Source organism: Amycolatopsis sp. NBC_01286, assembly GCF_035982555.1.
Lineage (GTDB): Bacteria > Actinomycetota > Actinomycetes > Mycobacteriales > Pseudonocardiaceae > Amycolatopsis.
This window is the reverse complement of the sequence record NZ_CP108428.1, coordinates 1787857-1799295: the sequence shown is the minus strand read 5'-3', so window position 1 is coordinate 1799295 and position 11439 is coordinate 1787857. Positions and strand designations below refer to the sequence as shown.

Genomic DNA, 11439 nt, shown 5'->3' with positions numbered 1-11439 from the left:
CCGATGTCTTCCCCAACCGATCCGGCACTTTCACGTGAAAGTGACCACCAGGGGACGGCACTTTCACGTGAAAGTGCCGCTTCCGAGCCGACGGCGGAGCAGATCGTCGCCAGCCCGGCGGTCGAGGGTGACCTGAACGCCGAGATGCGCCGCGCGGCCAAGCCGTTCTCCCGCGCCACGATGGTGCTGGCGGGGCTGGTGGTGCTCGCGGCGGTGTTCGCCGGCGGCGCCTGGACGCACGCCGCGTTCGGCTCGTCCTCGGGCTCGGGCTCGTCGGGCGCGCCGGCCGGACGTCAGGGCGGCGGTTTCGGCGGCCAGCAGGGCGGCACCCAGGGTGGTACCCAGGCCGGGACAGGCACCGGGACCGGGACCGGCACCGGTCAGCAGGGCGGCGGCTTCCGCGGCGCCGGCGGGCGCGGCACCACGGGCACGATCGACCACGTCGACGGCACGACCGTCTACGTGAAGACCGCGCAGGGCAACGACGTCAAGGTGTCCACATCGGACTCGACGACGGTCGGCGTGACCCAGCCGGGCAAGCTCGCCGACCTCAAGCCGGGCTCGACGGTGACTATCCAGGGCCAGGCCGGCGACGACGGCACGGTCGCCGCCCAGGCGATCACCCAGCAGGCCGCCCGCTGACGGGTCTGCCGCGGCTCTCGTGAGTGGTTAGGGCGGTTCTAACCGCCCTAACCACTCACGACGGCTAGTTGAGCGCGACGATGGCGGTGTTGAGCGCGGTCGCGAAGAGGATCCAGACGAGGTAGGGCACCTGCAGCGCGGCCGCGAGCTTGGACCGGCGGGCGAACAGGACGATCGTCACGAGCACGACGACGTCCAGCACCAGGATGTCGAGCAGGGCGAGCACCGCGGCGCCGCCCTCGAAGAACAGCGGCGGCCAGAGCAGGTTGACCAGCAGGCCGATGCCGTACGCGGCAAACCCGCGGTTCTCGCCGTCGGTGCGCCAGTAGCACCAGCCGGACAGGGCGATCGTGACGTACAGCACCGTCCACACCGGACCGAACAGCGACACCGGTGGCGCCCACGACGGCAGGTCGAAGCGCTCGTAGATCTCCTTCGACGACGTCGCGGCCAGGGCGCCGACCGCCGCGACCACGGCGACGACGCCGAGGAAGCAGGCCAGCACCAGCCAGGGGTTGCGCTGGGGCGCACGTTCGGTCACCGGTTGTTCCCCTCCCGGGCGGCGTGCGGCCATCTTAGGGCGGTGACGCTCGCGCGCACCCGAGTTGCCGGTGACGGGGTCGGCGGTGCGTCGCCCGGGTTTGCGAGACTGAAGGGGTGAGCACTGGAACCGAGCAGTCCAAGGCATGGTTCGACCGCGCTAAGGCGGCCATCCCGGGCGGGGTGAACTCGCCGGTCCGGGCGTTCAACTCGGTCGGCGGCACCCCGCGGTTCATGGTCCGCGGCGAGGGCCCGCACCTGTGGGACGCCGACGGGAACCGCTATGTCGACTTGGTGTCGTCCTGGGGCCCGATGATCCTGGGGCACGCGCACCCGGCGGTCGTCGAGGCGGCGCGCGAGGCGGCGACGTCCGGGCTGTCGTTCGGCACGCCGACCATCGGCGAGGTCGAGCTGGCCGAGGAGATCATCGGCCGGGTCGAGCCCGTCGAGCGGGTGCGGCTGGTCAACTCGGGCACCGAAGCCACGATGAGCGCGATCCGGCTGGCCCGCGGGTTCACCGGCCGCGCGAAGATCGTCAAGTTCGCCGGGTGTTACCACGGCCACGTCGACGCGCTGCTCGCCCAGGCCGGCTCCGGCGTCGCGACGCTCGGGCTGCCGACGTCGCCGGGTGTCACCGGCGCCCAGGCCGCCGACACGATCGTGCTGCCCTACAACGACCTCGACGCCGTCCGGCAGTCCTTTGTGGACAACCCGGACACGATCGCCGCGGTGATCACCGAGGCCGCGGCGGGCAACATGGGCGCCGTCGCGCCGGACGAGGGCTTCAACGCGGGCCTGCTGGAGATCGCCCACGAGCACGGCGCGCTGCTGGTCATGGACGAGGTGATGACCGGGTTCCGCGTCTCGCGCGCGGGCTGGTTCGGCCTCGAAGGCGTGGCCGGCGACCTGTACACGTTCGGCAAGGTGATGTCCGGCGGCCTGCCGGCGGCGGCGTTCGGCGGCCGCGCCGACATCATGGCCAAGCTCGCCCCGGGCGGGCCGGTCTACCAGGCCGGGACGCTGTCCGGGAACCCCGTCGCGGTGGCCACCGGCCTCGCGACGCTGCGCGCGGCCGACCAGGCCGTGTACGCGGCGCTCGACGCCAACGCGAAGCGCCTCGGCAACCTCTTCCGCCTCGCGCTGAGCGAAGCCGGCGTCGCGAACAGCGTCCAGTACGCGGGCAACCTGGTGAGCGTGTTCTTCGGCGAGCCGGCGGTCCGCGACTACGCGGGCGCGCAGGCGTCCGAGACCTGGCGCTTCCCGCCGTTCTTCCACGCGCTGCTCGACGGCGGCGTGTACGCGCCCCCGAGCGCGTACGAGGCCTGGTTCGTCAACGCGGCCATGGACGAAGAAGCGTTCTCGGTGATCGAAGCGGCGCTGCCCGCGGCGGCGCAGGCGGCGGCCGGAGCGGTCCGGTGACCACCGTCGTCCACATGCTCCGCCACGGCGAAGTCCACAACCCCGAGAAGATCCTCTACGGCCGGCTGCCCGGCTACCGGCTCTCCGAGCGCGGCCAGCGTCAGGCGCTGACCGTCGCCGAGGCCGTCGCGGGGCACGACCTCGTGCACGTCGTCGCGTCGCCGCTGCAGCGGGCGCAGGAGACGGCGGCGCCGATCGCGGCCGCGCACCGCCTCGACATCGCGACCGACGCGGAGCTGATCGAGGCCGGCAACCAGTTCGAAGGCCTGCACGTCGCGGTCGGCGACGGCGCGCTGCGGGAGCCGAAGCACTGGTCGAAGCTGACCAACCCGTTCAAGCCGTCGTGGGGCGAGCCGTACCTGGAGATCGCGCACCGGATGCTCGGCGCCGTCCACCGCGCGCGCGACGCGGCGGAGGGGCACGAGGCGCTGTGCGTCTCGCACCAGCTGCCGATCTGGACGCTCCGGCGGTTCCTCGAGGGCAAGAAGCTGTGGCACGACCCGCGCCGCCGTCAGTGCTCGCTGGCCTCGCTGACCAGCCTGGTCTTCGACGGCGACGAGCTGCGCGAGATCGTCTACAGCGAGCCCGCGGGGTCCACCGACCCGAAGGTGACCGGGGCATGAAACGGCTCCTCGTCACGCTGGCCGCGCTGGGCCTGATCGCGGGGTGCAGCGCGGGCAAGGACGCGGTCGTCCAGGGGAGCAGCTTCACGTTCGTCTCCCCGGGCGGCCAGGTCGACATCACCTACGACGTCGCTCAGCGCCAGACGGCGCCCGTCCTTTCCGGCGACGACCTGATGAACGAGGGCAAGCAGCTGTCGCTGGCGGACTTCCCCGGCAAGGTCGTCGTGCTCAACCTCTGGGGCCAGTGGTGCGGGCCGTGCCGCACGGAGGTGCCCGAGATGGAGAGCCTCGCGAAGCAGGCGCCGGGGGTGCAGGTCGTCGGCATCGACGTCCGCGACCCGGCGCGCGACGCCGCACAGGACTTCGTCCGCGACCGCGGGCTGACGTACCCGTCGATCTACGACCCGGACGGCCGGGTGCTGCTCAAGCTGAGCGGCTACCCGCGCAACATCATCCCGTCGACGATCGTGCTGGACAGACAACACCGCGTCGCGGCGGTGTTCCTGCGCCCGGTGCTGGCCCAGGACCTGCTCCCGGTCACCCAGCGCCTGGCGGCCGAACAAGCCTGATCAAGCCCAGGCTGAAACCCCTCAGCCGGCCGCGCGATTCCCGGTACGTTCCCGGTGATCGTTTTGTCCGAACCCAGGGGGTTTCTCATGATGAAGAAGTTGGCGGCCGTGGCGTTCCTCGCCTTCGCCGTCACCACGGCCGTGTCGGCGCCCGCTTCGGCGGCACCCGCCGCTTCGACGGCACCGGTCGTTTCGGCGGCACCGGTCACGGTCCAGGGATTCACGCTGCTCAAGCAGACGAGCGGCAACGGCCGCACGCTCCGCCTGTGGCAGAACACCGGCAACGGCCTGGTGCACGGCAGCCTGTCGGGCGCACAGTACGGCGACCAGCTGTACATCGGCAACTGCTGCTACCCGTACGTCACGTACGAGACGGTGACCAGCACCGGCCAGTACGAGCTGAACACCCAGGAGTACGGCAACTACGGCCCCCGCATCGGCGGCGTCCTCGCCGACGGCGGCCAGCTCTACCTCTGACCCGCGAGACCCGCGAGACCCGCGAGACCCGCGAGACCCGCCAGACCCGCGAGACCCGCGAAAGCCGTGAAGGCCTCCTTACCGGCCGTAAGAGCCGCGAAGGAGGCCTTCACGGCTTTTCGGCGCGCCCGACCCGAGCGGCCAGGCCGTCGATGACCACGGACAGGCCCGTCGCGAACGCCATGTCCCGCAGCGAGCGGGGCACGGCCGTGCGGCGGGCCTGTTCTTCGACCGTGAAGCCGTTCACGTAGCTCGTCACGACGTCCGCGCACGCCTCGCGCTCCGGTGAAGCCATCCCGGCGGCGGCGAGCGTGGTCAGCAGGTGGCCCAGGAACTCCCGCGCGGCCGGCCCGGGGACGCTCATCGTCGCGATGACCCGGGCGCCGTCCGGGTGGGCGAGCATCGTCTCGCGGTGGGCGTTCGCGAACGCCGTCACGCGCTCCCGCCACGTTCCCGACGCGCTCAGCCCGCGGGACGCCACCGCCAGCATGTGCTCCGCGACCGCGTCCAGCAGCGCCTGCTTGTTCGCGTAGTGCCAATAGAGCGCGCCGACGCGCACGCCGAGGCGGTCGGCGAGCTTGCGCGTGGTCAGCTCGTCCAGCCCGGTTTCGTCGAGCAATTCGATCGCGGCGTCCAGCACCACCGCCTGGTTCAGAGGCATCGGGACAAGTTCACCACGCCTGGCGCACTTGAGCGTTGTTCAGGTAACTTGAGCAGTGTTCAATAAGCCGGGGAGGAACCATGAGAGTCGCAGTGATCGGAGCCGGGCTCGGGGGCCTGTGCCTGGCCCAGGGCCTGCGGAAAGCCGGGATCGACGTCGAGGTGTTCGAACGTGACCCGGGTGTCCGCGCCCGTTTCCAGGGCTACCGGATCGGCCTAGCCGACGTCGGCCGCGAAGCCCTGCTCGCCTGCCTGCCCGACCGGCTGCACCCGCTGCTGGACGCCGTCACGGGCGACCTCCACGGCCGCCGCGTCTTCCACGACACCCAGCTCCGGCAGCTGCGCGAGCTCGAGCCGATGACCGCGATCGCCGTCGACCGGCACGTCCTGCGCCACCTCCTGCTCGACGGCATCGACGTCCGCTTCGGCAAGCGGTTCACCGGCTACCGGGGCACGCGGGCCGAGTTCGCGGACGGCACCCACGTCGACGCCGACCTGATCGTCGGGGCCGACGGCATCACCTCCGCGGTCCGCGGCCGGCTCGCGCCGGACCTCCGGCCGAGCGACACCGGCGTCCGGTGCGTCGTCGGCCGCACCACGCTGACGCCGGAGTTCGAGTCGCTCGTTCCCGGCTTCGGCACCGGCGTCAGCGACGGCGCGGTGCAGCTCATGCTCGGCTTGATGCGCTTCCGTCGTCCGCCGCGCGAAGCCGGCCTCGAGTTCGGCGTCGAGCTGCCCGACACACCCGACTACGTCCGCTGGGTGCTGCTGCCGGCGCCGGACGTCCCGGTGAAGGCCGTCGAGGGCTGGCACCCGCGGGTCCGCGCGCTGGTCGAGGCGGCCGACCCGGCCCACTCGGCGGCGCTGTCGATCCGGGTCGTCCGGCCGGAACGGCGGTGGGCACCCGGCCGCGTCACGCTCCTCGGCGACGCGATCCACGCGACGTCGCCCAGCGGTGGCAACGGCGCCAACATGGCGCTGTACGACGCACGGCTGCTGCGGGACCTGCTCGTCGAGAAGGCCGTCCCCGAAGCCGTCGAGGAGTACGAGACGCAGATGCTCGCCTACGGCGCCCAGGCCGTCGAGCACAGTGTCGCCGTGCTTGACCAGTTTCTCCCGGAACGGGCGGGACCAAGGTCCTGAACTGCTGTGAGGTAGGTCCTGTGAACCGGCCCCGGAGTTCTCACCGGGACCTCACTGCCTACCCTCAATCCCGTGAACTCCGTTACCGAGCTGGCGATCTCCGGACCGCTGCTGCTCGCCGCGGGCGTCGCGCTGCTGGCCGGAACGATCTCCTTCGCCTCGCCGTGCGTGGTGCCGCTGGTGCCGGGGTACCTCGCGTACCTCGCCGCGCTCGTCGGCGCGGACGCGCCCGCGGTCCGGGCCGGCGAGGAGCGCAAGCAGGGCCGCTGGGCCGTCCTGGGCGCCGCGCTGCTGTTCGTGCTCGGGTTCACCGTCGTGTTCGTCGCCACCCTGGGCACCCTGGTCTGGCTGGCCGACACGCTCACCCTCAACCAGGACCTGCTGCAGCGCATCGGCGGCGTCCTCACCATCGCGATGGCGCTGGTGTTCCTCGGCTGGATCCCCGGCCTGCAGCGCGAGTTCCGCTCGCACCGCGTGCCCGGCGGCGGCATCTGGGGCGCGCCGCTGCTCGGCGCCGTCTTCGGTCTCGGCTGGACGCCGTGCATCGGCCCGACGCTGTCCGCCGTCACGACGCTGGCCAGCGCGACCGGCGGCGCCGAGGCCCGCGGCTACCTGCTGATCGCCGTCTACTGCCTCGGCCTCGGGCTGCCGTTCCTGCTCATCGCGCTCGGCGCCCGCTGGGCCGTGCGCGCCACCGACTGGCTGCGCCGCCACGGCCGCCAGGTCCAGGTCTTCGGCGGCGCGCTGCTGATGATCGTCGGGATCCTGCTGGTCACCGGCGTCTGGGGAGATCTGATGGGCTTCCTCCGCAACGAACTGGCCGGCGACTTGAGGCTGCCGCTGTGACGACCACCGAGGCACCGCCCGCGGCCCCGCGAGGACCCACGCCCGCCAAGCGCACCTTCGCCTTCGTGCGCAACACCTGGCGCGGCCTGACGTCGATGCGCACCGCGCTCGTCCTGCTGTTCCTGCTGGCGCTGGCCGCGCTGCCCGGCGCGCTCCTGCCGCAGCGGAAGCTCAACGCGCCCAAGGTCGACGAGTACATCAGCGCGCACGGCTGGTGGGGCACGCTGCTCGACAAGCTCGAGTTCTACGACGTCTACTCCAGCATCTGGTTCTCGGCGATCTACCTGCTGCTGATGATCTCGCTGATCGGCTGCCTGACGCCGCGCAGCTTCGAGTACGTCAAGGCGATGCGCGCCAAGCCGGTGCTGACCCCGCGCAACCTGGCGCGGATGCCGCACTACCGGCTCGGCCGCGGCAAGCAGGACGTCGCCGCCGAGCTCGCCGCCGTCCACAAGCAGCTGTCCGGCTGGCGGCGCGTCGAGCGGGAAGAGGCCGGCGGCGTCCGCACGATCTCCGCCGAACGCGGGTTCCTGCGCGAGACCGGCAACCTGATCTTCCACTTCAGCATGCTGGGCCTGATCGTGTTCTTCGCGCTGGGCAAGCTGTACGGCTACGAAGGCCAGGTCATCGTCCAGGCCGACGGCAGCACGTTCTGCAACTCCGGCATCTACAACTACGACTCCTTCAACGCGGGTCTGCGCATCGACGGCACCGACCTCGACCCGTTCTGCGTGAAGATCGACGACTTCACCGCGCGCTACACCGACGCCGGCGAGCCGGAGTACTACCACTCGAACATCGAGTACCAGTCCGGCGCCGACCTCGACACGAACACCTGGCGCCCGTACGGCCTCGAGGTCAACTCGCCGCTGCGCACCGTCGGCGACCGCGTCTACCTGCTCGGCCAGGGGTATTCGCCGAAGTTCACGGTGACCTTCCCGGACGGCACCCAGCGCACCCAGAACACGCAGTGGCGCACGGTCGACCCGACCACGATGCTCGCCGAAGGCGCGACGAAGTTCGACCAGCCCGGCGTCACCGACGAGGTGCAGCGGCGGACCCGCCAGCTGGCCATCACCGGCCTGTTCGCGCCGACGTCGTTCCTGCACGGCAACGTCCTGACGTCGTCGGCGCCGCAGCTGACCGACCCCGCCGTCGCCGTCGACATCCTGCGCGGCGACCTCGGCCTGGACGCCGGGCGCGGCCAGTCGGTGTTCGAGGTCGACCAGTCGATGGTCGACGACGGGCGGCTGAAGAAGATCGCCCGCGAGAACATGAAGGTCGGCCAGGAGATCAAGCTCGACGACGGCACGAAGGTCCGCTTCGACGGCGTCGGCCACTGGGTCTCGCTCCAGGTCTCCCACGACCCGACGCAGGGTTTCGTGCTCGGGTTCGCCATCTCGATGTTCCTCGGCCTCGGCGCGTCCTTGCTGGTCAAGCGGCGTCGGCTGTGGGTCCGGGTGAAGCCGGGGACCGAGAGCGAGCCGAGTACGGTGATCGAGGTCGCCGGGCTGGCCCGCACGGATCAGGCCGGGTACGGCGAAGAGTTCCACCGGATCAGCGAACGCCTGATCAGTGGTCAGAAGGGCTGAGGCATGCCGATCAACGAGACGCTGTCGCAGTACAGCGACTGGCTGTACACCACCGCAGCGGCGATCTACGTCGTCGCGCTGATGTTCACCCTGATCGAGCAGGGCTTCGGCGCCAAGGGCCGGCTCGCCACCGAGCGGGCCAAGCTGCGGGCGCGTGAGCTCGTCGGGGCCGGCGGACCGCCGATCGAGCAGATCCAGGCCGAGCAGCGCGCGGTCGGGCGGCCCGAGCGGATCGGCCGGATGGGCGCGGCGCTGCTGGTGCTCGGCGCGCTGCTGCAGCTGTCGGCGATCGTGCTGCGCGGGCTCGCCGTGCACCGCGCGCCGTGGGGCAACATGTACGAGTACGGCATGGCGGTCACCTTCATCACGGTGGTCACCTGGCTGATCGTGATGTGGAAGTTCCCGGTCCGGCACCTCACCGGCTTCCTGCTGCTGCCCGTCGTGATCCTGATGTTCATCAACGGCACGCTGCTGTACACGATCGCGGCGCCGGTGCAGCCCGCGCTGCAGTCGTACTGGCTGGCCATCCACGTCTCGGCGGCCATCATCGGCTCCGGCGTGTTCCTGGTGCCGGGCGTGGCGAGCGTGCTGTTCCTGTTCCGCGCGGCCTACGACAAGGACAACACCAAGTTCGCGCGCTTCGCCTCGAAGCTGCCCGCGGCCGACGTCCTCGACCGGATCGCCTACCGGACGACGATCTTCGCGTTCCCGGTCTTCACCTTCGGCGTGCTCTGCGGCGCCGTCTGGGCCGAGTCGGCCTGGGGCCGGTTCTGGGGCTGGGACCCCAAGGAGACCGTCGCGTTCATCGCGTGGGTCGTCTACGCGGCCTACCTGCACTCACGCGCGACGGCCGGCTGGCGCGGCGCCCGGGCGGCGGCCATCAACATCGTCGGGTTCGCCGCGATCATCTTCAACCTGTTCTTCGTGAACCTCGTCACCGCGGGCTTGCACTCCTACGCCGGGGTGGGCTGAGCAACCTGCGGGTACGCCGACTACCGTCGTCATCGGGGAGAGCTTCAGGGGTAGTGATGTCGGGCGGAGTGCGCGGAGGTTTACACCGGTGACCGGACCCAGCGAAGAATCGGCTCCTGGCCACGCCGAACCGGCCGCTGCCCCGCAGCAGCCGGAGGCGCCGGGAAGCCTGTTCGCCGACGACCGGACGGACTCGCATCCGCACCCGGAGACGTCAGGCGCGTTCGACGTGCAGCCGACGCAGGCCGTCGCGCCGCCGCCGAACCCGGCGGCGTCCGGGCCGCACCAGGTGCCGAACCCGGCCGTCTCGGGCCCGCACCAGGTGCCCCAGGGCCAGCCGACGCAGTACGGCTACGACCAGAACCTCCCGCCGCTGCAGCCGCAGTACGGCGACCCCGCGCAGCAGTACCAGTCGCAGGCGCAGGCCCAGGCCCAGTACCCGCAGCAGCAACCCCAGCAGCAGCCGTCCGGCCTGCCGCAGCCCCAGGGCGGCCGGCACGCCGCGCCGCAGCCGCAGGGCGGCCACGGCCACGACCTGTCCACGGCGCACCTGGTCAAGCAGGTCAAGCGGCCGCCGCAGTCGGGCTGGCGCAAGGCCGTCTACGTCGGCACGGGCAAGCTCGTCAACCCGGGGGAGAGCCCGGCCGACACCCAGCGCCGTGACCTCATCGCGCGGGTCAACCAGCCGCTGCGCGGGTGCTACAAGATCGCGATGCTGTCGCTGAAGGGCGGCGTCGGCAAGACCACGGTCACGACGACCCTGGGCGCGACGTTCGCTTCGCTGCGCGGCGACCGCGTGGTCGCGGTGGACGCCAACCCGGACCGCGGCACGCTCTCGCAGAAGATCCCGCTGGAGACCACGGCGACGGTCCGCCACCTGCTGCGCGACGCGGCCCGCATCACGCGCTACAGCGACGTCCGGTCCTACACGTCCCAGGGCGCCAGCCGGCTGGAGATCCTCGCCAGCGAGCAGGACCCGGCCGTCTCCGAGGCGTTCTCCGAGGACGACTACCGGCGCACGGTCAACCTGCTGGAGCACTTCTACAACATCGTGCTCACCGACTGCGGCACCGGCTTGATGCACTCGGCGATGAAGGGCGTCCTGGACGTCGCGGACGCGCTGGTCGTCGTCTCGTCGGGCTCGGTCGACGGCGCCCGCAGCGCCTCGGCGACGTTGGACTGGCTCGAGGCCCACGGCTACGGCGAGCTGGTGAAACGCTCGGTCGCGGTGATCAACTCGGTGCGCCCGAAGGGCGGCTCGGTCGACCTCGACAAGCTGTCGGCCCACTTCGGCGCCAAGGTCCGCGCGGTCTGCCAGGTCCCGTTCGACCCGCACCTCGAAGAGGGCGCGGAGATCGAGCTGGACCGCCTGGGCGGCGACACCCGGCTGGCCCTGCTGGACCTGGCGGCCACGGTCGCCGACGGCTTCGCGACACCGCTCTCACAGCAGTACCGCTAGCCGCAAGACGCGTGATCAGCGCCGTAACCGGCGTGACCAGACCCGCAACTCGCGTGATCGGGCCCGTAACTGGCGTGATTGAGGCCGTGACTCGCGAGTTCCGGCCCGGATCACGTGAGTCACGGGCTGAGTCACGCGAGATCCGGCCTGGATCACGCGAGTTACGGCTGGGATCACGCGGGGTCCGGGCTGGAGTGCACGGGATGCGTGTGGGGTCGCGTGAGGGCCGGGCCCGGGCTTGCGGGTCTCGGGTCAGCCGAACGTCAAGGGCGGCCTAGAGGTCTTCGTCCCGGCGTTTGCGCTGCTGTTCGGACAGCTGGCGCAGGAAGTCGGGGTCGTCGTCCGGAGCGATCGGGGCGCGCCGCGGGGTCGAGGGCACTCCGATCCGCTGGCCGGCGAACGACCGCCACAGGAGCAGGGCGACGACCAGCGCGCCGACGGCCGCGAGCAGAGCGAGCATGCCGGATCCTTCCGCTTGGCTTGCCAGTCCCCCGAGG

Annotated in this window: 13 protein-coding genes; 10 read left to right on the top strand and 3 right to left on the bottom strand. The window is 71.4% G+C overall.

What is annotated here, in order from left to right; genetic code table 11:
• Window positions 1–3 precede the first annotated feature (3 nt).
• Entirely contained in the window at window positions 4–642 is a 639-nt protein-coding gene (locus OG570_RS08600) for a hypothetical protein (protein WP_326956168.1), read from the top strand.
• 64 nt (window positions 643–706) lie between these two features.
• Here the strand turns inward: OG570_RS08600 and OG570_RS08595 are convergent, their stop codons facing one another.
• On the bottom strand, window positions 707–1183 hold the full coding sequence (locus OG570_RS08595; protein ID WP_326945894.1) for a TspO/MBR family protein: 477 nt from the start codon (window positions 1181–1183) through the stop codon (window positions 707–709).
• Window positions 1184–1299: 116 nt separating this feature from the next.
• Between OG570_RS08595 and hemL the strand changes: the two genes are divergently transcribed.
• The 4 genes from hemL (at window position 1300) to OG570_RS08575 (ending at window position 4270) form a co-directional block, all read left to right on the top strand.
• Window positions 1300–2601 (top strand): glutamate-1-semialdehyde 2,1-aminomutase, encoded by a 1302-nt coding sequence (gene hemL, locus OG570_RS08590; RefSeq protein ID WP_326956167.1) that lies wholly within the window; start codon window positions 1300–1302, stop codon window positions 2599–2601.
• Window positions 2598–3224 carry a histidine phosphatase family protein gene (locus tag OG570_RS08585; RefSeq protein ID WP_247060305.1) on the top strand — a complete coding sequence of 209 codons (627 nt, stop codon included), beginning with the start codon at window positions 2598–2600 and terminating at the stop codon, window positions 3222–3224. The genes hemL and OG570_RS08585 overlap by 4 nt, the downstream gene beginning before the upstream one ends.
• On the top strand, window positions 3221–3793 hold the full coding sequence (locus tag OG570_RS08580) for a TlpA family protein disulfide reductase (RefSeq protein ID WP_326956166.1): 573 nt from the start codon (window positions 3221–3223) through the stop codon (window positions 3791–3793). Before OG570_RS08585 ends, OG570_RS08580 begins: the two co-directional genes overlap by 4 nt.
• A gap of 87 nt (window positions 3794–3880) precedes the next feature.
• Window positions 3881–4270, top strand: a complete 390-nt coding sequence (locus tag OG570_RS08575; protein WP_326945897.1) for a hypothetical protein — start codon at window positions 3881–3883, stop codon at window positions 4268–4270.
• A gap of 109 nt (window positions 4271–4379) precedes the next feature.
• Here OG570_RS08575 and OG570_RS08570 read toward each other — a convergent pair whose 3' ends face one another.
• Complete coding sequence (locus tag OG570_RS08570; protein ID WP_326945898.1) at window positions 4380–4931, bottom strand: TetR/AcrR family transcriptional regulator C-terminal domain-containing protein; 552 nt, start codon at window positions 4929–4931, stop codon at window positions 4380–4382.
• Between the two features lie 80 nt (window positions 4932–5011).
• Between OG570_RS08570 and OG570_RS08565 the strand changes: the two genes are divergently transcribed.
• The 5 genes from OG570_RS08565 to OG570_RS08545 all read left to right on the top strand — a co-directional run bounded on the left by OG570_RS08565 (window position 5012) and on the right by OG570_RS08545 (window position 10942).
• The gene (locus tag OG570_RS08565) at window positions 5012–6073 is read left to right on the top strand and encodes an FAD-dependent oxidoreductase (protein WP_326956165.1); all 1062 of its coding nucleotides are present in this window, start codon (window positions 5012–5014) and stop codon (window positions 6071–6073) included.
• Between the two features lie 72 nt (window positions 6074–6145).
• Window positions 6146–6919: a cytochrome c biogenesis CcdA family protein gene (locus OG570_RS08560; protein WP_326945900.1), complete on the top strand. Its 774-nt coding sequence runs from the start codon at window positions 6146–6148 to the stop codon at window positions 6917–6919.
• Complete coding sequence (resB, locus tag OG570_RS08555; RefSeq protein ID WP_326956164.1) at window positions 6916–8511, top strand: cytochrome c biogenesis protein ResB; 1596 nt, start codon at window positions 6916–6918, stop codon at window positions 8509–8511. The genes OG570_RS08560 and resB overlap by 4 nt, the downstream gene beginning before the upstream one ends.
• Before the next feature lie 3 nt (window positions 8512–8514).
• On the top strand, window positions 8515–9483 hold the full coding sequence (ccsB, locus tag OG570_RS08550; protein ID WP_326945902.1) for a c-type cytochrome biogenesis protein CcsB: 969 nt from the start codon (window positions 8515–8517) through the stop codon (window positions 9481–9483).
• A gap of 88 nt (window positions 9484–9571) precedes the next feature.
• Window positions 9572–10942: a MinD/ParA family ATP-binding protein gene (locus OG570_RS08545; RefSeq protein ID WP_326956163.1), complete on the top strand. Its 1371-nt coding sequence runs from the start codon at window positions 9572–9574 to the stop codon at window positions 10940–10942.
• Window positions 10943–11216: 274 nt separating this feature from the next.
• Here the strand turns inward: OG570_RS08545 and OG570_RS08540 are convergent, their stop codons facing one another.
• Window positions 11217–11402 (bottom strand): hypothetical protein, encoded by a 186-nt coding sequence (locus OG570_RS08540; protein ID WP_247060316.1) that lies wholly within the window; start codon window positions 11400–11402, stop codon window positions 11217–11219.
• Window positions 11403–11439 lie beyond the last annotated feature (37 nt).